General features: G+C 71.1%; 25 protein-coding genes. 15 read left to right on the top strand and 10 right to left on the bottom strand.

Annotation, left to right across the window (positions count from 1 at the left end):
- Positions 1-403: 403 nt before the first annotated feature.
- Positions 404-784 carry a thioredoxin gene (gene trxA / locus HNR10_RS16905; protein ID WP_179824695.1) on the bottom strand — a complete coding sequence of 127 codons (381 nt, stop codon included), beginning with the start codon at positions 782-784 and terminating at the stop codon, positions 404-406.
- 282 nt (positions 785-1,066) lie between these two features.
- Between trxA and HNR10_RS16910 the strand changes: the two genes are divergently transcribed.
- Both HNR10_RS16910 and HNR10_RS16915 read left to right on the top strand, forming a co-directional pair.
- Positions 1,067-1,414: a YidH family protein gene (locus HNR10_RS16910; RefSeq protein WP_179824697.1), complete on the top strand. Its 348-nt coding sequence runs from the start codon at positions 1,067-1,069 to the stop codon at positions 1,412-1,414.
- Entirely contained in the window at positions 1,411-1,782 is a 372-nt protein-coding gene (locus HNR10_RS16915; protein WP_179824699.1) for a DUF202 domain-containing protein, read from the top strand. The genes HNR10_RS16910 and HNR10_RS16915 overlap by 4 nt, the downstream gene beginning before the upstream one ends.
- Before the next feature lie 196 nt (positions 1,783-1,978).
- Here the strand turns inward: HNR10_RS16915 and HNR10_RS16920 are convergent, their stop codons facing one another.
- From HNR10_RS16920 to HNR10_RS16930, 3 genes are all read right to left on the bottom strand, one after another.
- On the bottom strand, positions 1,979-2,956 hold the full coding sequence (locus HNR10_RS16920; RefSeq protein WP_179824701.1) for an NAD-dependent epimerase/dehydratase family protein: 978 nt from the start codon (positions 2,954-2,956) through the stop codon (positions 1,979-1,981).
- A 124-nt stretch (positions 2,957-3,080) separates the two neighbouring features.
- Positions 3,081-3,794, bottom strand: a complete 714-nt coding sequence (locus HNR10_RS16925; protein WP_179824702.1) for a PIG-L deacetylase family protein — start codon at positions 3,792-3,794, stop codon at positions 3,081-3,083.
- Positions 3,795-3,917: 123 nt separating this feature from the next.
- Positions 3,918-4,625, bottom strand: a complete 708-nt coding sequence (locus tag HNR10_RS16930; RefSeq protein ID WP_376769795.1) for a WbqC family protein — start codon at positions 4,623-4,625, stop codon at positions 3,918-3,920.
- A gap of 392 nt (positions 4,626-5,017) precedes the next feature.
- Between HNR10_RS16930 and HNR10_RS16935 the strand changes: the two genes are divergently transcribed.
- Both HNR10_RS16935 and HNR10_RS16940 read left to right on the top strand, forming a co-directional pair.
- On the top strand, positions 5,018-6,595 hold the full coding sequence (locus HNR10_RS16935) for a glycosyltransferase (RefSeq protein ID WP_179824704.1): 1,578 nt from the start codon (positions 5,018-5,020) through the stop codon (positions 6,593-6,595).
- Between the two features lie 207 nt (positions 6,596-6,802).
- A complete protein-coding gene (locus HNR10_RS16940; RefSeq protein WP_179824706.1) occupies positions 6,803-7,201 on the top strand; it encodes a DUF3817 domain-containing protein in 399 nt (132 codons plus the stop codon).
- Here the strand turns inward: HNR10_RS16940 and HNR10_RS16945 are convergent.
- From HNR10_RS16945 to HNR10_RS16955, 3 genes are all read right to left on the bottom strand, one after another.
- On the bottom strand, positions 7,180-7,962 hold the full coding sequence (locus tag HNR10_RS16945; protein WP_179824709.1) for an SURF1 family protein: 783 nt from the start codon (positions 7,960-7,962) through the stop codon (positions 7,180-7,182). The two genes, HNR10_RS16940 and HNR10_RS16945, sit on opposite strands and share 22 nt — an antisense overlap.
- Positions 7,963-8,331: 369 nt before the next feature.
- Positions 8,332-8,850 carry a type II toxin-antitoxin system RelE family toxin gene (locus tag HNR10_RS16950; RefSeq protein ID WP_179824711.1) on the bottom strand — a complete coding sequence of 173 codons (519 nt, stop codon included), beginning with the start codon at positions 8,848-8,850 and terminating at the stop codon, positions 8,332-8,334.
- Positions 8,850-9,155, bottom strand: a complete 306-nt coding sequence (locus HNR10_RS16955) for a prevent-host-death family protein (RefSeq protein WP_179824713.1) — start codon at positions 9,153-9,155, stop codon at positions 8,850-8,852. Before HNR10_RS16955 ends, HNR10_RS16950 begins: the two co-directional genes overlap by 1 nt.
- A gap of 124 nt (positions 9,156-9,279) precedes the next feature.
- Here HNR10_RS16955 and HNR10_RS16960 point away from each other — a divergent pair, with 124 nt between their 5' ends.
- Together HNR10_RS16960 and sigJ are read left to right on the top strand one after the other, a co-directional pair.
- Complete coding sequence (locus HNR10_RS16960) at positions 9,280-9,723, top strand: hypothetical protein (RefSeq protein WP_179824715.1); 444 nt, start codon at positions 9,280-9,282, stop codon at positions 9,721-9,723.
- Between the two features lie 99 nt (positions 9,724-9,822).
- Positions 9,823-10,704: an RNA polymerase sigma factor SigJ gene (sigJ, locus tag HNR10_RS16965; RefSeq protein ID WP_179824717.1), complete on the top strand. Its 882-nt coding sequence runs from the start codon at positions 9,823-9,825 to the stop codon at positions 10,702-10,704.
- 77 nt (positions 10,705-10,781) lie between these two features.
- Here sigJ and HNR10_RS16970 read toward each other — a convergent pair whose 3' ends face one another.
- Positions 10,782-11,312, bottom strand: coding sequence for a DinB family protein (locus tag HNR10_RS16970; protein WP_179824719.1), 531 nt, complete (start codon positions 11,310-11,312; stop codon positions 10,782-10,784).
- Positions 11,313-11,470: 158 nt separating this feature from the next.
- Between HNR10_RS16970 and HNR10_RS16975 the strand changes: the two genes are divergently transcribed.
- Complete coding sequence (locus tag HNR10_RS16975) at positions 11,471-12,238, top strand: alpha/beta fold hydrolase (RefSeq protein WP_179824722.1); 768 nt, start codon at positions 11,471-11,473, stop codon at positions 12,236-12,238.
- A gap of 39 nt (positions 12,239-12,277) precedes the next feature.
- Here the strand turns inward: HNR10_RS16975 and HNR10_RS16980 are convergent, their stop codons facing one another.
- Positions 12,278-12,703 (bottom strand): VOC family protein, encoded by a 426-nt coding sequence (locus tag HNR10_RS16980; RefSeq protein ID WP_179824724.1) that lies wholly within the window; start codon positions 12,701-12,703, stop codon positions 12,278-12,280.
- Between the two features lie 262 nt (positions 12,704-12,965).
- Between HNR10_RS16980 and HNR10_RS16985 the strand changes: the two genes are divergently transcribed.
- The 4 genes from HNR10_RS16985 to HNR10_RS17000 all read left to right on the top strand — a co-directional run bounded on the left by HNR10_RS16985 (position 12,966) and on the right by HNR10_RS17000 (position 15,870).
- Positions 12,966-13,940, top strand: a complete 975-nt coding sequence (locus HNR10_RS16985; protein WP_179824725.1) for an ABC transporter ATP-binding protein — start codon at positions 12,966-12,968, stop codon at positions 13,938-13,940.
- Positions 13,937-14,794: an ABC transporter permease gene (locus HNR10_RS16990; RefSeq protein ID WP_179824726.1), complete on the top strand. Its 858-nt coding sequence runs from the start codon at positions 13,937-13,939 to the stop codon at positions 14,792-14,794. The genes HNR10_RS16985 and HNR10_RS16990 overlap by 4 nt, the downstream gene beginning before the upstream one ends.
- Before the next feature lie 149 nt (positions 14,795-14,943).
- Positions 14,944-15,225 carry a helix-turn-helix transcriptional regulator gene (locus HNR10_RS16995; RefSeq protein ID WP_179824727.1) on the top strand — a complete coding sequence of 94 codons (282 nt, stop codon included), beginning with the start codon at positions 14,944-14,946 and terminating at the stop codon, positions 15,223-15,225.
- Positions 15,226-15,285: 60 nt separating this feature from the next.
- Entirely contained in the window at positions 15,286-15,870 is a 585-nt protein-coding gene (locus HNR10_RS17000; protein WP_179824728.1) for a hypothetical protein, read from the top strand.
- A gap of 9 nt (positions 15,871-15,879) precedes the next feature.
- Here HNR10_RS17000 and HNR10_RS17005 read toward each other — a convergent pair whose 3' ends face one another.
- Positions 15,880-16,542 carry a class II aldolase/adducin family protein gene (locus tag HNR10_RS17005; RefSeq protein ID WP_179824729.1) on the bottom strand — a complete coding sequence of 221 codons (663 nt, stop codon included), beginning with the start codon at positions 16,540-16,542 and terminating at the stop codon, positions 15,880-15,882.
- Between the two features lie 331 nt (positions 16,543-16,873).
- Between HNR10_RS17005 and HNR10_RS17010 the strand changes: the two genes are divergently transcribed.
- The 4 genes from HNR10_RS17010 (at position 16,874) to HNR10_RS17025 (ending at position 23,368) form a co-directional block, all read left to right on the top strand.
- Positions 16,874-18,400 (top strand): aldehyde dehydrogenase family protein, encoded by a 1,527-nt coding sequence (locus HNR10_RS17010; RefSeq protein WP_179824730.1) that lies wholly within the window; start codon positions 16,874-16,876, stop codon positions 18,398-18,400.
- 201 nt (positions 18,401-18,601) lie between these two features.
- The gene (locus tag HNR10_RS17015; protein WP_179824731.1) at positions 18,602-20,170 is read left to right on the top strand and encodes a GMC family oxidoreductase; all 1,569 of its coding nucleotides are present in this window, start codon (positions 18,602-18,604) and stop codon (positions 20,168-20,170) included.
- The gene (locus tag HNR10_RS17020; RefSeq protein WP_179824732.1) at positions 20,167-21,402 is read left to right on the top strand and encodes a quaternary amine ABC transporter ATP-binding protein; all 1,236 of its coding nucleotides are present in this window, start codon (positions 20,167-20,169) and stop codon (positions 21,400-21,402) included. The genes HNR10_RS17015 and HNR10_RS17020 overlap by 4 nt, the downstream gene beginning before the upstream one ends.
- Position 21,403: 1 nt before the next feature.
- Positions 21,404-23,368, top strand: coding sequence for an ABC transporter permease (locus HNR10_RS17025; protein ID WP_179824734.1), 1,965 nt, complete (start codon positions 21,404-21,406; stop codon positions 23,366-23,368).

Genomic DNA, 23,368 nt, shown 5'->3' on the forward strand with positions numbered 1-23,368 from the left:
GCGGCCCCTGGGGCGCGGCCGGGCTCTGGGTCGTGTAGCCGCCCTGGGGGCCTTGGTGACCCTCTGGCGGCAGGGGGCCCCGGGGCGGAGGCTGAGGAGGCCGGTGCGGGTGGCGAGGGCCGTGGGAGGCTCCGTGGCCCGGGGGAGGGGAAGGCATGCGCCCAAGTGAAGCAGAACGGTTCCCGGCCGTCAGGTCCCCGTCCGGACCCGGCCACGCGGCCCCGGCCCCGGGCGGGCGCGCTCCCGCCACTGGTGAGGGCATGCCCGGCCCCGGACACGACGGCGCCCCGGTGGAAGCACGTGTGCGCCCACCGGGGCGTTCGGTCGCGGCTCGGGCGGCCGCGGCCCGGGCGGCCGTGGCGGACTCGTCCGTCGCGCACGGCCCAGGAGCCAGGTCGTGTCCCTAGCTCTGCTCCTTGGCCTCGTCCCCCTGCTCGGCGAGCTTGCTGCGCACCTCGTCCATGTCCAGCTCCTTGGCCTGGGTGATCAGGCTCTCCAGGGCCTCGGAGGGCAGGGCGCCCGGCTCGTTGTAGATGACGGTGCGGTCGCGCACGATCATCAGCGTCGGGATGGACTGGATCTTGAACTCGAAGGCGAGCTCGCGCTGCGCCTCCGTGTCCACCTTGGCGTGCACGATGTCGGTGTGCTGCTCCGCGGACTTCTCGAAGACGGGAGCGAACTGACGGCAGGGCCCGCACCAGTCCGCCCAGAAGTCGATGAGGACGAAGTCGTTGTCCTTCAGCGTCTCGGCGAAGTTGTCCTTGGTGAGTTCGACGGTGGGCACGTGGTCTCCTGAATCTCTTCGTCGTCTGGTGTCGACCGGTGGCCAACTGCCATCTCTGTCAGTGCTACAGCGGTCGTGCCCGCTCATTTGTTCCACATGCCCCGCCGCGGGCCCGCGGGCCGGTGCGACTTGGCGATTTCCTACCTCGCACGTGGTGTCGACCTGTTTGGGAGGAAGAGGCATGTGAGACTAGTGTCGTGACGAGGGGCACGAGTTCATTGTGGTCAGTGACCGGCACCGCGTGGGCCGAAAGCCCGAAAGCGACGGCGTAGGGGGGAACGGATGGCTTCCGACACCCCCGACAGCGGCGACGGCGTCGACTACCGGTTCACCCTGGCCAATGAACGCACCTTCCTGGCCTGGGTCCGCACGGCCCTGGCCCTCCTCGCCGGAGCCGTCGCCGTCCTGCACCTGCTCCCCCTCGAATGGGCCGACGGGTCCCGTACCGCGGTCGGCCTGGTCCTGGCCGGACTCGCGGGCGTCATCACGATCTACGCGCCGCTGCGCTGGTTCCGCGTCCAGCGGATCATGAGCCGCGGCGACACCCTGCGCATGAGCCTGCTGCCGGTGGTGACCACTCTGGCCGTGGCCGCGATCGTGGTGCTGATCCTGCTGGGGAACCTGCTGTGAGCGGGCCCGTCGACCGGGACCCGGGGCTCCAGCCCGAGCGCACCCTGATGTCCTGGCAGCGCACGCTGATCCTGATGGTGCTGGTGGGGTTGCTGTTCATGCGCGGCTCGCTCGTGCCCGAAACGACCCACATACCCGAGCCCTCGATGCCCATCCGGGCCACCATGATGGCGATGTCGATCATCATGGCCGGACTGCTCGCCCTCCACGTCCAGCTCCGCTGGCGGCGGTGCGGCCACGGCACGCGCGACCCCGAGTCGGGCCGTCCGCCGCTGAACGTGGCGACACCGTGGGCCATGGTCACGGTGAGCGCGACGGTCTTCGTCCTGAGCGTCGTCCTCGTCGTGGGGACGGTCCTCGCCGTCTGATCCCCCGCCGGGCGCCGCCGCGGAGTGCTCACACGGCGGAGCGGGTGCCCGGCCCTCCCCCTCCGATGCCCTCATGGCGGGCGCGCGGGCGGCCCTGGCCCTGGCTCCGGGCGCGGCGGCCGTGCGGTGACGGGCGCGGCGGGCGGCGGTGACGACCTCCCGGGCGGCGGGCGCCGCGGGGGTCGCGGGTCGGCGACTAGACGGGCTGCGGGACCGGGGCGCTCCGGTGGTCCACGATCGAGCCGATGATGGCGTCGAGGCCGCGCGTGGGGCGGTAGTCGATCAGCCGCGCCGCCAGCGAGGTGTCCGGGTAGCGCCGCTGCATGTCCTCGTAGCCCTCGCCGTAGGCCTGCTCGTAGTCGACGTAGGTGATCGGGCTGGCGGAGCCGGTGAGCGCCACGACCCGGTCGGCCAGGCCCTTGATGGAGACCTCCTCGTGCCCTCCCAGGTTGACCGCGCGGTTGTACGCCTCCGGCGTCGCCATCAGCCGGGGCAGCGCCGGGATGATGTCGTGCACCGAGCCGAAGCAGCGGCGCTGCGTCCCGGTCCCGTAGACGGTGATCGGCCGGCCCTTCAGGGCCTGGTCCACGAACCGGGGCACGACCATGCCGTAGCGCCCGGTCTGGCGCGGTCCGACGATGTTGAAGAAGCGGGTGATGACGCATGGCACGCCGGACTCGGTGCCGTGCACGTAGGCCACGAGCTCGTCCAGGCCCTTGGCCGCCGCGTACGACCACCGGCTCTTGGTCGGCGAGCCGTAGATCCGGTCGGAGTCCTCGGTCAGGCCGTCGGCGTCGTTCTTGCCGTAGACCTCGCTGGTCGAGGCGACCATGTACGGCACGCCGTGCGCGACCGCGGCCTCCACCACGTTCTCCGTGCCGTGCAGGTTGGTCCGCAGCGACTTGAGCGGGTTGTCCACGATGGTGTGGACGCCCACCGCCGCCGCGAGGTGGTAGACGGTGTCGGCCTGCGCGACGAGGTCGTCGACCAGGTCCCTGTCCAGGATGTCGCCGTGGACGAAGCGGAAGCCGGGGTGGGCCTCCAGGTGCGCCACGTTCGCCCGGGACCCGGTCGACAGGTCGTCCAGGACGATGACTTCGTGCCCTTGGGCGACGAGGTGGTCGCACAGGTGCGACCCGATGAAACCGGCTCCGCCGGTGATGACGGCCTTCATGGTGTCCCCTCCATATGGGCGCTGTGTGGTGCTGTACTCAGGGGGAGAAAGTTCGTGATGGGACGGGTGGGGGAGTGCGGTGGCTCGGGGGGCGGGTTCCGGGCACGACACCGGTCCGCGCGGCTCAGGCCAGACAGCGCGCGACGTGGAATCCCTCTCCCAGGGCGACGCCGGCCTGCATCCCCCGCAGTACGGCGAGGCTGCGCAGGGTCGGCTCGGACCGGGTGTGCGGGTGCTCGTGCGCCTGCGAGCCGTACAGCCCCATGCCCTCGACCTTGGCGTCGAGGTCGTCCTCCTCCAGCTCGACGATGAGCGACGGCGACGCCACCGGGTCGGTCCGCCACTGGTCGGCGGCCTCCTCGTAGGACAGGACGAGCCGCGGGTGGTGGCGCACGGCGGTGTTGGACGGGCGCAGCGCGGTGTGCACGGCCCGCGCCACCGCCCGGTGGTCCTGGTTGTAGCTGGAGCCGTGCGGCGCCAGCACGACCGTGGGTTGCGCGCGCGCGATCGAGATGGGGCTCTCGCGCTCGATGATCTGGGTGAGGTCCACCTGGGCGACGGTGTCCAGGCGCAGGTGGAAGTGGTCGCCGGGCAGCGCCATGTTCCAGTCGTCCCAGCGGAAGTGGTCGGACACCTTCTTGATCTCGGCGTAGCGCTCCTCGGCGGTGGAGTAGCCCTTGGCCGACTCGTCCGCGGTGTCGCCCACGGTGATGAACTGGACGAGGACCTCGGCCCCGGCCCGTTTGGCCTTGCTGAGCAGACCGCCGCAGCCGAGGGTCTCGTCGTCGGGGTGGGGGGCGAAGACCAGGATGCGCTCCTGTGCCCAGTCCGTCGTCATGGCGTTGTCCCGTTTCCTTGGCCGGTGTGGGATGTCGGGTCGTTCCCGAGTCAGTGGTGCGGGGCCGCCCGTTGTCGTGGGCGGGCGGTGGACCCGGGGTGCTGGCTCGGGGCCGGCGGCGGGTCAGGCGTGCGCGCGTGCCTGCCGGAGCACGCGGAGAGCGTCGGGGCCGGTGTTGAGCAGGAGGTCCAGGGCCGACAACCGGGGCACGAAGTCCCCGGGGCCGCGGGTGTGCTGGCGGTACACCGGGTGGCGGAAGTCCTGCCACTCGACGCGGACCCCGTGGTCGCGCAGGATCCCCGGGTCCAGGTAGTCCCTGGACCCGGATCCCGAGACGAGTGTGTCCGCTCCGGTCCTGGCGCAGATCCGGGCGAGGAGTTCGCTCTTGGTGCCGGCGAGGTCTCCCATCTCGCTGGTGCGCAGCAGCGGCGTGGTGATGCCGAAACCGCGCAACAGCAGCCGTGTGGTCTCCAGGGCCAGGTCCGCGACTCGTTTCCACTCGCTCTCGTACAAACGGGCGATTTCTTCCGCGTAGTCGTCCCAGTACGGAGCATTTCGGTAACAGTGTTCGGCCAGTGCCTTGTAGTGCTTCCGCTTCCATTGCTGCGTGTTGTCTATGTATTTGTCCACTATGCGATCCGTCCGGTGTCCCTGAGTCACCGGCACGGTCAGCAGGATCGGATCCGCGCGACCCACGACGTAGTTTCGGTTCTGCCAACCACGCCGTTCGTACTGAACAGTGTCCAGAACGACGAAGTGGTCGGATCGGTCGATCTTGTCGATCAGGCCCAGCCACGGCAGGTAGTGCGGCTGGTGGATCGCCACTCGGATGTTGCCGGTGTCAGTGCTGGTCACAGGCGCGAACGTGTCGGTTGCGCTGTGTGCCCGGCCCTGGTTCGCGCGGTCAGGAACGGGCGACGACGTGGCAGTGGGGTCGCCGATCACGCCGGGCGTTCTCCTTCTCCTCGAGTGAGGTGGCCGAGCGGTGCGCGCGTGTCCCCGGGCAGCCGTGAACGAACCACTGGCATCATGAGCCCCTCGGTCTTCCTCCCAAATATCTTCTAATGGGTACCACCTCCCGCAAGCCCGTGGATACGATTTGCGTGGCCTACATAGGACGCCAACCCGGGTCAACCTGCCGGTGTCATAGTGCGTCAACCTATCGCCGACCTTTTGGGTTATTGTCGGTCCGAAACCACTGATCTTCGGAGGAGTTCTAGGCCGTGCGTATCGTGCGCTACACCGCCGGGCTGCTCACGGGGCTGGTCGCCCTGGTGCTGACCGTCGTGCTCTTCTTCTCCTGGTTCTCCTACGCCTCCGGGCTGGCCGCCGCGGCCGGCGGTGCGCTCGCCTATGCCTTCCTGTGGCTGGCTTTCGGCGCGAACCTCCTGCTGTGGACGGCCATGGGGCTGCTCCGCCTGACGGAGGAGACCGCGAGGTCCGTCCTCAGGAGGAGGCCCCGTGCCGGAGGGCGCCGGGCGGTGTCCCGGGAGGGTTCCGGGGACCGGGTCCTGGTCGCCGCCGGTGCTGCCGGCGGCTCCGGGAGCGCCTCGGAGCTGTCCGCTTCCGGCCACGCCGAGGGCGCTGCGACGGCCCTGGCCGATACCGGTCAGCAGTCCTCCGACGTGGCGGAACGCGGCTCCGGAGGAGTGGAGGCGGCCGTTGACGAGGACCTCTCGCTCGCCGTCGTCATCCCGGCGCACAACGAGGAGCCGGTCATCGACGGGGCCATCGCCTCCGCGCTGCGCCTGTTCGACCGCTGGGACATCTACGTGGTCTCCGACTCCTCCGGGGACGCCACGGCGGAGATCGCCGCGAACACGGGCGTCAACGTCCTCGAACTCCTCACCAACCGGGGCAAGGCCGGCGCCATCGAGGCGGTGATCGAGGAGTTCGCGCTCACCGACCACTACGACGGCGTGGTGATCCTGGACGCCGACACCGAGCTCGACGAGGGCTACGTGCGCGGCGCCAAGCGGCAGCTGCGCGACCCCGCGGTCGCGGCCGTCGCCGGGTTCGTCGTCTCGGAGTGGAAGCCGTGGGAGCGCACGTTCGTCGGTCGGCTGATCTCCTCCTACCGGGACCGCCTGTACTTCCTGCTCCAGTACTTCATGCGGTTCGGCCAGACCTGGAAGCGCACCAACACGTCCTTCATCGTGCCGGGGTTCGCGAGCGTCTACCGCAGCAGTGCGCTGCGCGAGGTGGACATCAACCCCAAGGGCCTGGTGATCGAGGACTTCAACATGACGTTCGAGGTGCAGCGCAAGCGCCTCGGCAAGATCTCGATGCGCCCGGACACCAAGGCCTACAGCCAGGACCCGTTCACCTTCCGCGACTACTACAAGCAGGTCGGGCGCTGGACGCTCGGATTCTGGCAGACGGTGCGGCGCCACAGGGTGTGGGCCAGCGTGTTCTGGCTGGCGCTGGCGCTGTACATCGTCGAGGTCGTCGTGGTCGCGTTCACCCTGCTGGCCACGACCCTGATCGGCGTCTTCGTCCTGGTCGGCACGCTGTGGGGCGAGACCGCCCTCACGGTTCCGTACTTCGGGGACGGCTTCACCGCGGTGTCGGCGTTCCTGCCGCTGACGGCGATCGTCATCGGCCTGTTCGTGCCGGACTACATGCTCACGTGCGTCATGGCGATGGTGCGGCGCAGGCCGTCGTACCTGCTCTACGGCCTGTTCTTCTTCCCGATCCGGCTGGTGGACGCCTACCTGTCGCTGCGGATGATCCCGAGGGCCTGGACCGCCAGCTCCGACGGCCGCTGGAGCAGCCCGATCCGCGTCTCGAACAAGTCCTGACCGGCCCCGTTGTGAGATCGTTCCTGATCGCCCACCCCGGAGCGGAGTCGTTCCACCCGGCGGGAGTGCTGCGCCGGAGGTGTCCGTTGAGGGTGGTAGCCCTCATGGTCCGCGGAGCGGCCCCCGGGCGGTGGTGGGCGACGGGCGGGCTTAGTCTCGAAGACGGTCCCGATCGGGGCGGTCGTCGTTGAATTGGGTGAAGTCGCCGTGGACAAGAGGCGTGTGTCGTTCGCGTTGTACCGGGTGCTCGCGTACGTGACGGGAGTCTTCCTGCTGGGTCTGACCTTCGTGGCGATGCCCGCGAAGTACCTGGTCGGAGAGGACTCGATGTTCGCGCTGGTGCCGGCCCCGCAGGGGTGGGAGCACTGGTTCGGGCCGGAGTCGCCGCTGATGCTGTTCATCGCGATGCCGCACGGCTACATCTACATGGCCTACGTGCTGGTCGTGCTGTGGGTGTCGCTGGACCGCCGCTGGGGCGCGGGGCGCACCCTGGGCGTGGTGCTCGCGGGCACGATCCCGGTGCTCGGGTTCGTGGTCGAGCACCGGGTGGTGCGCTCTGAGCGGGCGAAGGAGGCCGAGCGGGCTCAGGAGCCCGCGGCCGCCTGAACCGTCTCCTCCTCGCCGTCGCCCTCCCGCCGGGACCGCTCCGCGCGCAGTTCCCGGCGCACGCTGATCGCCCAGTAGGCGACCGCGGACAGGCCGAAGAGCGCCCACTGGAAGGTGTAGCTGAGGCTGCGCCAGTTGATCGTGACGCCCGTGGGCGGCTCCGGCGGCGGTGAGGGCACGAGCGACGCGGTGGCCGGGTCCTCCGCGGGTAGCGTCAGGTGGCCCTCGTAGAGGCGGTAGTCCCACTCGTTGACCAGGACCGAGGGGGCGATGCGCTCGACCTGGCCCTCGGGGACCTCCACCGGCACGATGCCGTCGGGGGCGGTGGTGGGCGGTACCAGCCAGCCCGCGACGGTGACCTCGCCCTCCGGTGCGGCGGGGACGTCGTCGGGGTCCCCGGTCCAGCCGCGGTTGACGGCGAGCGCGACGCCGTCCCCGGTGACCAGGGGCAGCACCACGTCGAAGCCCTCGACGCCGTCGTGCTCGCGGGGCACCAGGAGTTGGGCGCCGGTGTCGAAGGACCCGGTCGCGGTGACCGCCGTGTTGGCGTAGGAGTCGGGGTGCGCGTACTCGCCGGGGACGAGCAGGGCGTCGAGATCCTCCGCGGCCTCGAGGTCGGCGACGGGGTTGGTGACGACGTCGCGGTCGGGCTCGAAGGCGCGGACCGACTGCCAGTACGTGCCGGCGACGCACACGACGAGGGCGAGGACGGCCAGCACGTGCAGGCCGATCCACCGTGGGCTGAGGAGTGCGGATCTCACCGGACCAGGCTATGCGTGCTCGTCGAGCGGCCCGCCATGACCCCGGGTTGACACTGCCCACAGCTCATTGGCGTCAGCCCTGTACGACAATGACGATCACTTTAAGTAGTTCTCCGTGACAGAGGGTTGTCCTTCGAGGGTGCGGTGGGTAGTGTCTCTATCAACAAGGAACGACGAGATCGTTCCTCGTGGCAGACCATTCAGGCCGCGACTCCCGGGGGGAGGAGTCGCAGGCCGTTTCCCAGAGCGGGGGTCGCCTCCGTACTTTGAGGGGGGATGCGGAGGCGACCCTCGCCACCTCTTGCCGGGGGCGTTCTCACCGAAGGGTGGGGGCGTCCCCGTCGCGTTTCCCGCCACCGCGAACCGGGCTCAGCGGGGCCGAGAACGGAAGTCGGCCCAGAGATCCACCGCCTGCTCCAGATCGAGCGCCGCCACGTCCTCAGGGAGCAGCCCGACGGTGTGGAGCAGGCGTTCGGCCAGCCAGTCCGGGACGGGTTCTCTCGTAGGGGTCGGTTCCCCTCGGGGCACTCCCGCTGGTGCGCCGAGGTGTTCGATGACGGCGGCGAGGTGCTGGGCGACCGGGTCGTCATTCGACGCCGTGCGGACTCGCCGGGAGGCCTCGGCGTAGACCTGGGCGTCCGCGCGGGGGCCTACGGCCCAGACCTCGCAGATCTCCACGTTCTTTCCTTCGGTCACGCGGTACACGACGCGCCACGTGTTGCGTCCCACGACCAGTTTCCGGAATCCCGTGAGTTCACCTCCTAGCGGGTACCCGGCCTCAGGATTCTCTTCCAGCAGGAGGATCTTCTTCAGTACCTTGGGCACGGCGTCCGGGCCGAGTCGCCGCAGGTCGTCGATCGCGGCGTCGGTGAAGGTGATCTCGGCCATCAGTCCTCGGGGATTTCTTCGAGAGAGGCACGACTGTGCCCGAAGGCGGTCAGTACGTCGTCCAGTGCGGTCCGCCGTCCGGTGTCCGTGAGTTCCCGTGCCATGACCAGGGCGAGGTCCCTCAGGTCCGCCTCCGCCTGCTCCAGCTCCGCGAGTCGGGAGAACGCGACCACGGCCGCGACCGGCTCGTGCCGGCGGGTCACGATGACCTCGGTTCCCTGTTCCGCGTCGTGCACGATGCCGGCGACGCCACGTCTTGCCGCATCGGTGACGCTGATCTTCTGGGTGTGCTCGAGAATCGCCATTCCTCAACTGTATAGAAAAATATACAGATTGGCGAGGGGCGGTCGACCGCCTCCCCCGCGCGGGGGACGGCGGTCCCGCCGGGGGGTGAGGCCCCCGACGGCCCCCGCGCCGGATGATGGGTCCATGGACCGACACACCGCGGCCGTCGTCGTCGCCGCGGCGGGCGCCGCCGCCTACGCCGCCTCGAAGGTCCACCTCGCGCTGCGCGGTGAACTCGGCATGCCCGGGTTCCCCGCCTCGCCGGAGGCCTACGAGGTCTACGACGCCGTCGGCGGCCAGCTGTCCAACGCCGCCGTGGGCGCGGTCATGGTTCTGCTCGTCCTCGCCCTGCTGCGCCCGCCCGCCCGGGCCCTCTGGCGCCTACCGCTGCTCGTGGCCAACGGCGCGGGCGCGCTGCTGGTGGGAGCCGGGGTGGCGACGTTCGCCGCGCGCGCCACCGGTCTGGCCCCCGGCCTGGGCGAGCCCGCGGGGAGTCCCGCCGCGTGGGCGTCGCTCGCGGTCGGCGCCGTCTGGGCCGCCGCGTGGATCACCGCCGTGGTCACCACCAGTGCGCCGCGCCGGCCCTGACCCCCCCGTACCCGGCGCGCGGCACCGTTTCCCGGCCCTGGCGGGCGGGTCCCCGGGGCCGGGCCTACGCTGGGAGGCCCCGCGCGGAAGGTGGAGACGGTGGACCACGACGAGCTGGCGGAGCGGTTCGAGGAGCACCGGCCGCGGCTGCGGTCGCTGGCCTACCGGCTGCTCGGTTCCCTGAGCGAGGCCGACGACGCCGTCCAGGAGACCTGGCTGCGGCTCGACCGTGTCGGCGGCGACCACGTCGACAGCCTCGGCGCGTGGCTCACCACGGTGGCCACCCGGGTGTGCCTCAACACGCTGCGCTCGCGCGAGCGACGGCGCGAGACGCCCATGGAGCCGCACGTGCCCGACCCCGTCGTCGGCCCGGAGGACGGCGCCGACCCCGAACACGAGGCCCTGCTGGCGGACTCCGTGGGGCTGGCGATGATGGTGGTGCTGGAGACCCTCTCCCTGGACGAACGGCTCTGCTTCGTCCTGCACGACATGTTCGCCGTGCCCTTCGACGACATCGCCGAGGTCCTGGAGCGCTCCTCCGCGTCCGTGCGCCAGCTCGCGAGCCGCGCCCGCCGCCGGGTGCGGGACCGGGCCCCCGTACCCGACGCTGACCTGCGCCGCCAGCGCGACGCGGTCGACGCCTTCTTCGCCGCCGCGCGCGAGGGCGACTTCGACGCGCTCGTGGCCACGCTGGCGCCCGACGTCGTCCTCCGTTCCGACGGCGGCGACGCCCGGCCGGGACTGACCCTCGTGCTCCGGGGGCCGCGGGAGGTCACCGGCCAGGCGGTCCGGACCGCGGCGCTCTCCCCGTACCTGCACCCCGTGCTGGTCAATGGTGCCGCCGGCGCGCTCGTCGCGCCGGACGGGCGGCCGATGGCCGTCATGGCCTTCACCGTCTCCGGCGGCCGGATCGCCGCCATCGACGTCCTGGCCGATCCCGACCGACTCGCCGCGCTGGACCTGCCGCCCGTCGGGGTGTGACCGCGCGCCCCGCGCCGGTGCGGGGCCCGCGGTCACACCGTCACGCGGTCACGCCGTGCGCCGGGCACGCGGCCGGGTCAGCCCATCGTCTTCTGGCCGTCCAGTTCCTCGCGGATGATGTCGGCGTGGCCGTTGTGCTGGGCGTTCTCGGCGATGATGTGCAGCAGGACCTCGCGGGCGGTCCAGGAGGTCTCCTCCGGGAACCACGGGGCGGTCGGCAGCTTCTGCGTGACCTCCAGGTCCGGCAGGTCCCGAACGATCCGCTCGGTGCTCGCCGCCACCCGCTCGTACTCCTCCAGCACTCCCTGGAGGGTCTCGCCCTCCAGCAGCCGGAAGCTGTCCTCGTGCACGGCGTAGGTCTCCGGGGACTCGTAGTCCGTGCCCGGGTCGCCCTCCAGGATGAACCGCACCCAGTGCTTCTCGCCGCGCGCCACGTGCTTGACCACACCGCCGAGGCACAGGGCGCTGACCGTGGTCCGGCGCCGAGCCTGCTCGTCGGTCAGCCCGCGCACCGCGTACCGGAGGTTTCCGCGCTGCTCCTCCAGCACGCGCAGCAGCGCCTCGCGCTCGGTGTCGGCCGTCCGCGTGTTCTCGGTCCGAGTCGTCATCCTGATCACCGTTTCCCGTCGTTCCTTCGGATCTGGACACGACAGTAGGAAGAACAGCGGTCAACGACTGTCCTCCACTTCGCGCGAAGGGCAGGAAGCCGTTGGATCCCCCGAAAGGACTCCGGATAGCCTGGGAGTCCTGGTGACTCGGAGGTTCCATGGCCCTGATTCCGCTGCAGTACCGACTCGACGGTCCACGGCACGCCCCCGTCGTCCTGCTGGTGCCGCCCTTCGGCACCAGGATGTCGGTGTGGGAGCCGCAGATCCCCGAGCTCACGCGCGATCACCAGGTGCTGCGGATCAACCACCGCGGGCACGGGTTCTCACCCGCACCGGAGGGCCCCTACTCCGTCGAGGACATGGCCCTGGACATCCTGCGCCTCCTGGAGGAGCGGGGCTTCACCCGTGTGTCGGCCGTCGGCGCCGGGTTCGGCGCCGCCCTGCTCGTGTGGATCGCGGCCAACTCGCCCCGGACACTGGAGCGGATCGCGCTGCTCGCGGCCGCGCCGCGCACCCCCCGACCGCACCGCTGGGACCGGGTGGCCGCGCGTGTCCGGGAGTCGGGGATCGAGTCGGTGGCCTCCGACGTCGTCCTGCCGTGGTTCACCCCGGACATGGCGGAGGACCACCCCGACGTCACCGAGCGCTTCAGTGAGGACTTCCTGCGCACCGACGCGGGCGCCTTCGCCGCGATCTGCGACGCGGTCGCGGACATGGACCAGCGCCACCTGGCCTCCGCGGTCCGGGTGCCGACGCTGGTGGTCTCGGCGGCGCACGACGCGCTGGTACCGCCGGGCCACGGGAGGCGGCTGGCCGACGGGATCGCCGACACCCGGTTCGAGGTGGTCTCCGGAGCCGCCCACCTGCTCGGTGTCGAGCGCGCCGAGCGTGTCAACGAGCTGCTGGTGGACCACCTCGCCGGGTGACGTGCGGGCTCGGCGGGTGGGGTCCGGGGCCGAGGGGTCTCAGGGGCTCGGCGGGGTCGGCGGGAGGTCCACGGGGACGAGCGGGTGGTTGATCTCCAGCAGGTAGCCGTCGGGGTCGCGGAAGTGCGCGGCCCGCACACCCCACGCCGTCCAGTCATAGGGCGCTCTGACCTGGCGGGCGCCGTCGGCGACCAGCTTGGCGGCGGTCGCGTCGACGTCGTCCACCTGGAAGACGACCGCGAGCCGGTCCTGGTGGGGGAGTTCGGGGTCGGCCGTGTCGGTCTCCAGCGCCTCGGCCATCACCTCGCGCTGGTTGATGGCGAGCCGCGTCCCGGACTCCACGTCGAACTCCGCGTACCTGCTCGCCTCGTCGCCCCACAGCACGGGGAACTTGAGGATGTCGGCGTAGAAGTGGAAGCAGGCCTCGTAGTCGTTGACGAGAAGCCGGATGTAGCTGCAGCGCATGGGGCCTCCTGCGGTCCTGAACCGAACGTTCCCGACCATTGTCGTCCCTGATCCCCCTCGATCACCGAGTACCCGTACCCAGGTGTGGTGTGGCCGGATCCGGCCACGCGTCCGACGGCCCCCCGACGTGCGCGTTCGCCCCCCGCCGCCGAGGCGGGGCGCATCCAGGGAACCCGGCCGGCAAGGACGTGCGTCTGCTCCAGTTTGTAGTACATGTACTATCGATGGCAGTAGACGAACAATGGACGGATGGAGTGTTGTGATGAGTACTCCGACCGGAGAGGTGTCGCGGGCGGCGGCACAGGCGTCGGGGGAGCCCGCCGACGCCGTGGTCCGGGTCAGCGGTCTGCGGATGAACTACGGCACCGCCGAGGTGCTCAGGGGCGTCGGCTTCACCGCCCGCCGGGGCGAGGTGGTCGCGCTCCTCGGTCCCAACGGCGCGGGCAAGACCACCACCATCGAGATCCTCGAAGGGTTCCGGAAGCGCTCCGCCGGCACGGTGGACGTGCTCGGCGCGGACCCCGAACACGGCGGTGAGGACTGGCGCGCCCGCCTCGGCGTGGTCCTGCAGACCTGGCGGGACCACGGCGGCTGGCGGGTCCGCGACCTCCTGGTCCACTTCGGGCGCTTCTACGCGCCCTACTCCACCCCGGACCGCGCGCGCCCCCACGACACCGACGCACTCCTGGAGCGCGTCGGCCTCGCCGACCAGGCGGGCACGAAGATCAACAAGCTCTCCGGCGGGCAGCGCCGCCGCCTGGACGTGGCGATCGGCGTGGTCGGCCGTCCCGAACTGCTCTTCCTCGACGAGCCCACCGCCGGATTCGACCCCCAGGCGCGGCGGAGCTTCCACGAACTCGTCCACGACATCGTCGACGCGGACGACACCACGGTCCTGCTCACCACGCACGACCTTGACGAGGCGGAGAAGCTCGCCGACCGCATCCTCATCCTCGCGGGCGGCACCATCGTCGCCGACGGCAGCGTGGAGCAGCTGTCCGCGCTGGTCGAGCGGGAGAGCGAGGTCTCCTGGCGGGTCGGCGACCAGCGCCACGTCCACGTCACCGACGCCCCCGCCCGCCACATCGCCGGACTGCACGCCGAGCTCGGCGAGGACCTGGCCGACCTGCGGGTCGTCCGGCCCTCCCTGGAGGACATCTACCTCGACATGGTCGCGCGGTACGAGTCCGGCGACGCCGAGTCGGCCGCGCACGAGTTCGTGAAGGAGATCCGATGAACCCCTCGGCCAACGCGGTCCGCGCCGGCCTGTCCCGCGGGCTGCAGGAGTTCCGCAGCTCGTTCGCCAGCCCGATGGAGCTGTTCGGCTACTTCTACATGCCGGTCCTGTTCGTCGTCCTCGGCGCGTTCATGTCCCGCGGACGGGTGGAGGAGGCCGACACCACCTACGGCGCGGTGACCTACACCGGCGGCGTGGTCTTCACCCTCGTGATGGCGGCCATGCTGACCGTGGCCCAGGTCCTGTCCGCCGAGCGCGAGAACGGCACGCTCCTGCGCGCCAAGACCCTGCCGCACGGCATGCTCGGCTACACCGTCGCCAAGGTCGTCCACATCGTGGGGATCGTGCTGACCTCGCTGGCGCTCATGGTCGTGCCCGGGCTGTTCCTGGTCGAGGGCTTCGGCCCGCCGAGCTGGGGCGCCGCGGCCACCCTCGTCTGGGTCTGCGCGCTGGGCGCGCTGGCCCTGGCCCCGTTCGGGGCGATCGCCGGCTCCCTCATCTCCAACCCGAGGTTCGTGGGACTCCTGATGGTCCCGATCGTGTTCCTGCTGATGGGATCCGGCATCCTCTTCCCGCTGGACTTCCTGCCCGACTGGGTGGGGACGGCCGCGCTGTTCATCCCGGTCTACTGGATGGGGCTCGGCGTCCGCGCCGGTGCGCTGCCCGACGACTACGCCGCGCTGGAGATGGCCGGATCGTGGCAGCTGCCCCAGGTGGCCGCGGTTCTGGCACTGTGGGCCGTGGTCGGGTTCCTCGTGGCGCCGTGGGTGCTGCGGCGGATGGCCCGTCGGGAGTCGGGGTCGCGCGTCCAGGCGGCCATGGAGAGGAGCTGGGGCCGGAGGCCCCTCCGTTGAGGGTGGAAGCCCCACTCCCTCGCGAAGCGCCCCCGGGGGCGATGGTGGGAGACGGGCGGGAAGAGCTGGGGCCGGAGGCCCCTCCGTTGAGGGTGGAAGCCCCCCTCGCGAAGTGATGGTGGGAGACGGGCGGGATAGGGCGATGAAGCGTGCCTACTGAGAACAAGAGCAACGGATCCGGCCGCCGAGCCAAGGCGGCGGCCGGCGGCTCGGAGACGATCTACAACCGCATCGCGGTGCTGCGCGCCGAACGGGGGGTGTCGCGCCGCGCGCTGGCCGAGGCCCTGGGGGTCCACTACCAGACCGTCGGCTACCTGGAGCGGGGCGAGTACAGCCCCAGCCTCCACCTGGCGATGCGGATCGCCCGCTACTTCGAGGTGCCGGTGGAGGTCGTCTTCTCCACCGAGCCCTTCCCCCGCATCGGCCAGTAGGGCGCGTCCCCCGGACGCCCGCCCCGGCCCCACCCGACTCCGTGCGTGAAAGGCGGACCCATGACCATCCGTGACCTCATCGCCCCCGTCATCGACGAGTTCCGGCCGTCCCGTCTCAGGGACGAGTTCGAGGACGTCAACCGGATCAACGCCGAGAACCCCCGGCTCCGCGCCCGCTGGGCCGCGCGCTCGCGGCGGCGCGTCGGCGCCGCGCTCATGGGCGTGTTCGTCCTCACCGGCGCCGTGCTGCTCGGCCTGCTCACCTTCCGGGACGGGGACGGCCCGTTCCTGCTGGTTCTGGCGTTCCTCACGTCGACCGGCGGCTACCTGTACCTGTTCACGCAGCTCAACCGTGCCATGCGCACGGGCCTGCGCTACCAGTCCCTGGACGAGCGCCAGCGCGTCGAGCGCGACCACGCGACCCGCGTCGGCCACCACACCACCGGCGTGCTGCTGATGGCCGTGTTCCTGCTGCTGGCGGCCGCCAGTATCCTCCCGCCGGAGGTGCTCCACCTCCCGAACGAGCTGATGATGCCGCTGGTGTGGCTGGCCCTGATGGTGCACAGCTCCACGCCGTGCGCCTACCTGGCGTGGACCCGTCCCGACGACATCCCCGACGACGAGGACGACGTCCCCGCCGCCTGACCGGCGGGGCTACCAGATGTCCGGGCCCGCCCAGCCGTAGGTGTCGCGGTGGCGGACCTGGGCCAGCTCGTCCTCCGAGAGCGCGCGGGGCTCCCCGACCTGGCGCGCCCGCAGGTACGCGGTGCTGAGCCAGTCCAGCAGGCGCAGGTTCTCCAGGGCGTGCTCCAGCCCGTGCCCCAGTGCGAGCCCGCCGTGCCCGGCGAGCAGGGCGGCGTCGCGGCCCTTGAGCGCCTTGACCGCGTGGTCGGCGATCTCGCCGGTGCCGTAGAGCGTGTAGGGGGTGACGGTGATCGCCCCGCCCAGGGCGGCCGCGCGGTGGTGGATCGGGGGGAGTTCGGCCAGGACCGCCGACACCGCGACGGTGTCGGCGGTGAAGGCGTTGACGACCGCGGTGACCTCGTCGCCGTGGTCGGCGGCCCGGCGGTGCACGGCCAGGTGCAGGGTGGCCTCGGCGGCCGGGTCGCGGCGCCCCTCCAGCACGCGGTCGTCCAGCGACATCACCGGGCAGTCCGCGGCCTGGAGCTGGTCGAGCGGGACGCCGTGCGGGGTGACGACCACCAGGTCGCCGCTACGGACGCTGACGGTTCCCGATTCTCCGGGGGCGGTACCGGTACCGGCGGCGAGGGCACGGGCGGTCAGGCAGACGTCCCGTCGTTCCTGTTCAAGCAGCATGCGCTTCCTCGAGGGGTGCGCCGGTGCGGTGGCGCGGTCCTGGGGCGGGCGGGTCCATGGCCGCCCGTGATCCGGGCGAATCCACTTAGGTACACCTAAATGTACGTCAAACTCTTGGCCTGGTATTCCCCAGACCCGCGTTTGGGTCCGTCAGGACGCCGGGCCGGGCGCGTAGACGTGGTGATGCTGTGCACACGTGACTCACACCACGGGTTCGCGTGCGCCCGGAGCGTGGTTTTCACTGCTCAGACGGGCTTGTGGGAGCCTTGGGACGAAAGTGTCGTATGAGACGAGGCAGTTTGTGACCACCGATCTTGGGCAAACCGGACCCGTGAACGAGCCCGACGTATCCCTGCCCACCGTGCCCTACCTGTCCGAACCGGGCGCGTCCGAGGCCACGAGCCTCTACATCGACGGCCAGTGGCGAGCCGCCCACAACGGCCGTGTCAGGGAGATCCTGAACCCCGCCGACGCCTCCGTCCTCACCATCGTGAGCGAGGGCGGACGCCCCGACAGCGAGGCCGCCATCGCCGCCGCGCGGCGCGCCTTCGACACCGGGGAGTGGCGCGAGACCGCCGCCGACGAGCGGGGACGCGTCCTCGACCGCATCGCCGACCTCCTCCAGCGCGACCGCGAGGAGATCTCGGTGATGGAGTCGCTGGACACGGGCAAGACCATCGAGGAGGGCGGGATCGACGTCGACGACGTCACCAACGTCTTCCGCTACTACGCCGGACTCGCCGACAAGGACGCGGGCCGCATCGTGTCCGCTCCCGAGGGCGTGCACAGCAAGGTCGTGTACGAGCCCGTCGGGGTCTGCGGCATGATCACGCCCTGGAACTACCCGCTGCTCCAGCTCGCCTGGAAGATGGCCCCGGCCATCGCGGCCGGCAACACCATGGTGATCAAGCCCAGCGAGATCACCCCCGTCACCACCTGCAAGCTGGTCGAGCTGGCCACCGAGGCCGGCATCCCCGCGGGCGTGGTGAACCTGGTCCTGGGCAGCGGCCCCGACGCCGGCGCCCCGCTGTCGGAGCACCGCGACGTGGACCTGGTCTCCTTCACCGGCGGCCTGGCCACCGGCCGCCGCATCATGGCCTCGGCCGCGGAGACGGTCAAGACCGTCGCCCTGGAGCTCGGCGGCAAGAACCCGAACATCATCTTCCCGGACGTGGACCTGGACACCGCCGTGGACTACGCGCTCAGTGCCGCGTTCTTCCACTCCGGCCAGGTCTGCTCGGCGGGCGCCCGGCTGATCGTGCACAACGACATCCACGACGCCTTCACCACCGAGCTCGCCCGCCGGGCCGAGGCCATCCGCATCGGCCGCGGCCAGGACGAGGGCGTGCGCTGCGGGCCGCTGGTCTCGGCCGAGCACCGCGCCAAGGTGGAGGCCGCCGTCGCCCGCGGCGTGGAGGAGGGCGCCCGGATCATCGCCGGCGGCAAGCGCCCGGACGACCCCGCGCTCGCCCGCGGCTACTTCTACCGGCCCACCGTGTTCGTGGACTGCGACCGGTCCATGGACATCGTCCAGACCGAGGTCTTCGGCCCGGTCGTGACCGTGGAGCGGTTCGAGACCGAGGCCCAGGCGATCGAGCTGGGCAACGACACCGACTACGGGCTCTCCGGCGGCGTGTGGACCAACGACACCGCCCGCGGGGAGCGCGTCGCCGCCGCCCTGCGCCACGGCACCATCTGGGTCAACGACTACGGCCCCTACTTCCCCGGCGCCGAGTGGGGCGGCTACGGCCGCAGCGGCATCGGACGCGAACTCGGGTTCGCCGGCCTGGACGAGTACCGCGAGGCCAAGCACATCTACCGCAACCTGGCTCCCGAACCCCAGCGCTGGTTCGGTTAGCCGCCGCGCCGCGCCGCCCCGGACGCCGGGTCCGGGGCGGCCGCGCAACGAGGGACGGCGCGGCGCCGCGGCGGATCCGCCGGATCGGCGGGCGCGCCGCGCCGCCCGCCCCCACTCACTCCCCGAACACACGAGAACACAGCAGAGGTCGGTTTCCCCCCGGGCTATCCCCCGACTCAGCAACAACGAGAGGAACAGGCCGTGTCCGACACCCAGGCCACCTATGACTACGTCATCGTGGGCGGTGGCACAGCGGGCTCCGTCATCGCCAACCGGCTGACGGAGGACCCCGGCACCACCGTGTGCCTCATCGAGGGCGGTCCCGACGACCGCGACCACGAGAACGTCCTGCGCCTGCGCGACTGGCTGAGCGTTCTGGACAGCGACCTCGACTACGGCTACACGACCGTCGAGCAGCCGCGCGGCAACTCGCACATCCTGCACTCGCGCGCCCGCGTGCTCGGCGGCTGCTCGTCGCACAACACGCTCATCAGCTTCCGGCCGTTCGCGGAGGACCTGGACGACTGGGTCGCCGCGGGCGCCGAGGGCTGGGACAACGCGACCGTGCAGTCCTACGCCGACCGGATCAAGTGCAACATCGTCCCGATCGCGGAGAAGGACCGCAACGCCATGGTCAAGGACTGGGTGGCCTCGGCCGCCCAGGCCGCGGACGTCCCCCTCGTCGAGGACTTCAACGCCCTGACCTCGCACGGCGGCGGCTTCTCCGGCGGCGCGGGCTTCCTCTCCATCGCCTACGACCCCTATACCGGATACAGGTCCTCGGCCTCGGTCGCCTACCTCCACCCGATCATGGACGTGCGCGAGAACCTCACGGTCATGCTGGAGACGTGGGTGGACCGGATCGAGTTCGACGGCGACCGCGCCACCGGGGTCAGCGCCACGACCAAGGACGGCGAACGCGTCACGGTCCGCGCCCGGCGCGAGGTCGTCCTGTCCGCGGGCGCGGTCGACAGCCCCCGCCTGCTCATGCTCTCCGGGGTGGGCAACGCCGGGGAGCTGCGCGACCTGGGCATCGAGGCCCGCCACGACCTGCCCGGCGTCGGCGAGAACCTCCTGGACCACCCCGAGTCGATCATCATGTGGGAGACCGACCGGCCGGTGCCCCAGGAGACCGTCATGGACTCCGACGCGGCGCTGTTCGTCCGCCGCCACGACGGCGACCCGCGCCCGGACCTGATGTTCCACATCTACCAGATCCCCTTCGACGACAACACGAAGCGACTGGGCTACGAGTCGCCGGAGGACGGCTACGCGGTCTGCATGACGCCGAACATCCCCCGGTCCCGCTCGCGCGGCAAGCTCTATCTCACCAGTAGCGACCCGCAGGCCAAGCCCGCGCTGGACTTCCGCTACTTCACCGACCCCGACGGCTACGACGAGCAGACCATCGTGGACGGCCTGAAGATCGCCCGCGAGGTCGCCGCGACCGAGCCGTTCCGCTCGTGGATCAAGCGCGAGGTCGCCCCCGGACCCGGAGTCCGGACCGACGAGGAGCTGTCGGAGTACGGCCGCCGCGCCGCGCACACCGTGTACCACCCGGCGGGCACCTGCCGGATGGGCGCGGCCGAGGACGGCGGCGCCGTCGTGGACCCCCGCCTGCGCGTACGCGGGCTGCGGGGCCTGCGCGTGGCCGACGCCTCGGTGTTCCCGACCCTGCCCACCCCCAACCCCATGGTGATGGTGCTCGCGCTCGGTGAGCGCGCGGCCGATCTGATCCGCGAGGACCACCGCCAGGAGACCACCCGATGAGCACACAGACCGTCCAGGAAGAGGGAGCGCCCGGAGGCGGCACCGATGTCACCTTCTCCGTCCGCAACCTGTGGAAGATCTTCGGCAAGAACGCCGACAAGGTCATCGGCACCGAGCTGGAGACGGCCGACCGCGACCGGATCAAGGAGGAGACCGGCTGCACCGTGGCCGTGCGCGACGTGTCCTTCGACGTCCGCCCCGGCGAGATCTTCGTCGTCATGGGCCTGTCCGGATCCGGCAAGTCGACCCTGATCCGCTGCCTGAGCCGCCTCATCGAACCCACGGCCGGGCACGTCCTGCTCGACGGCGAGGACATCGGTGACGCCACCCAGCAGCGCCTGCGCGAGCTGCGCCGGCACAAGATGGCCATGGTGTTCCAGCACTTCGGCCTGCTGCCGAACCGGCGCATCGTCGACAACGTGGCCTACGGGCTGGAGGTGCGCGGCATGGGCCGCGCCGAACGCTACGCCCGGGCGGGCGAGATGATCGAGATGGTCGGCCTGTCGGGCTACGAGAACGCGCGGCCCGGCGAGTTGAGCGGCGGCATGCAGCAGCGGGTGGGCCTGGCCCGCGCGCTGGCCGTCGACCCCGAGGTGCTGATGTTCGACGAGCCGTTCAGCGCCCTCGACCCGCTGATCCGCCGCGACATGCAGGACGAGGTCTCCCGGCTCCAGCGGGAGCTGAACAAGACGTCGGTGTTCATCACCCACGACCTCCAGGAGGCCCTGAAGCTGGGCGACCGCATCGCCATCATGCGCGACGGCGAACTCGTCCAGGTCGGCACCCCGGAGGAGGTGGTGGGCCGCCCGGCCAACGCCTACGTCGCCGACTTCACCTCCGACGTCGCCCGCACGACCGTGCTGACCGCGCGGTGGCTGGTGCGCGACGCCTACCCCGGGGAGCGCACGGACGGCCCGGTCACCGAGCCGGGCACCGTCCTCGCCGAGGTCCTGCCGATGCTCGCGGCGAGCACCGCGCCCGTGCGGGTCGTGGAGGGCCGCACCCTCCTCGGCTACGTGGGCCGCGACGACGTGCTGCGGGCCATCGCCGAGGACCAGCTCTCCGAGAACGAGGTGGCCGTGGCCATCGAGGAGACCGTCGAGGAGCTGTCGGACGAGTCCACCGACCCCGCCGAGCGCGCCGCCGGCGGGACGTCCGGCGGGACCGCACCGGGCGGTGCGTCGAAGCCCACCGGCCACGGCGGTCCGGCTCCGACAGGGAACGGTGGGTGACATGGCCGCTCTGACCCGACCCGCCACCGGCGGGTCCGGAGGGGTCGGAGGGGCCTCAGGCCCCCGACAGCCCCACGTCCTGTCCAACCGCTGGTTGCAGGCCCTGGCCGTGATCGTGGTCTTCGTGGCCGGATACTTCCTGTTCCGGCGCCTGGGATCCCCCTCCTGGGCGGGCCCGTTCCCGACCGGCATCGGCGACGAGTTCATGGCCTGGCTCGACGGCGTCTACGCCTGGATCGTCGAGAACCGCAACACCAGCCCGCTGTTCCTGTACGGCTTCAACTACGTCTCGGTGGGCCTGGGCTCCGCGGTCGTCCTGATCAACCGGATCCTGGACATGCTCACCTGGTCCGGCGTCACGGTCATCGGCGTCCTGGGCGCCTGGCGGGTCGCCGGCTGGCGGGTGGCCCTGCTGGTGCTGGCCACCTTCGCGGTGTTCGCGCTGACGGGGCTGTGGAACGAGTCGATGACCACGCTGGCGCTGATCATCACCTCGGTGTCCATCGCGCTCCTGATCGGCATCCCCCTGGGCATCCTGGCCGGCCGCAGCGACGTCTTCTACCGGGTGATCCGCCCGGTCCTGGACTTCATGCAGATCATGCCCGCGTTCGCCTACCTGCTGCCGTTCGTGCTGCTGTTCGGCATCGCGAACCCGGCGGCGGCCGTGGTGACGGCGGTCTACGCGATCCCGCCCGCGGTGCGCATCACGGCGCTGGGCATCCGCGAGGTGCCCAAGGGCGCGGTGGAGGCGACGACGTCCCTCGGCTCGACCCCCTGGCAGATCCTCACCAAGGTGCAGCTGCCGATGGCCAAGCGCACCATCCTGCTGGGCGTGAACCAGACCATCATGCTCGCCGTCTCCATGGTCGTCATCGCGTCGGTCATCGGCGCCGGCGGCCTCGGCGACGCGATCTACCAGGCACTGGCCAAGGTCAACGTCGGCGAGGCCTTCCAGGCCGGTCTGGCGATCGTCATGCTGGCGATCGCGATGGACCGCGTGACGGGCGCCGTGGGCCACGGGGCGCACACCCCGAACATCGCCCCGCGGTTTCAGCTGCCGATCCTGGGAGCGGGCCTGATCGTGGTGATCGTCGTGGTCACGGCGGCGCGGGCCATGGGCGTGCGCGGCTGGCCGCGCGACCTCTCCGTGGACCTGAGCGCGCCGGTGAACGCCTTCTACGAGGCCCTGCAGGACGGGATCGGGACCTACACCGCCGCCCTGTCCGAGTGGACGCTGACCTGGGTGCTGTCCCCGCTCAGCAACCTGCTGACGGGTTCGCCCTGGTGGTTCGTGCTCATCGTGGCCGCGGCCCTGGCCTGGATCTTCTCCGGATGGCGCGCGGGACTCGTCTCGGCGGCGTCGTTCCTGGTCATCGGGCTCCTGGGCGTGTGGGTCAACGCGATGGACACGCTGTCCCAGGTGCTCGTGGCGGCACTGGTCACCATCGTCCTGGGCGTGGTGGTCGGCGTGCTCATGTCGCGCAGCGACGTGTTCGCGACGATCCTGCGGCCCATCCTGGACGCCATGCAGACGCTGCCGCCGTTCGTCTACCTGATCCCGGCGGTCGCGTTCTTCACCATCGGCCGGGTCCCGGCCCTGGTGGCCGCGGTCGTCTTCGCGCTCCCGGCGGTCATCCGACTGGTCAACGACGGGGTCCGCGGGGTCCCGGCGGGCACCAAGGAGGCTGCGCTCTCGCAGGGGTCCACCCGGTGGCAGCTGCTGAGCAAGGTGGAACTGCCGATGGCCCGCGGCTCGCTGCTGCTGGCCGTCAACCAGGGGATCATCCTGGTGCTGTCCATGGTCGTCATGGGCGCGCTGGTCGGCGCCGGATCGCTCGGCTTCGACGTGGTGTTCGGCCTGGCGCAGAACGAGCTCGGCCTGGGTCTGGCCTCCGGCCTGGCGATCGTGTGCCTGGGCCTGTTCCTGGACCGACTGACGCAGGGAAGGAGGGCACCCCGTGCCTAG

Source organism: Nocardiopsis aegyptia (assembly GCF_013410755.1).
Classification (GTDB): Bacteria; Actinomycetota; Actinomycetes; order Streptosporangiales; family Streptosporangiaceae; genus Nocardiopsis; species Nocardiopsis aegyptia.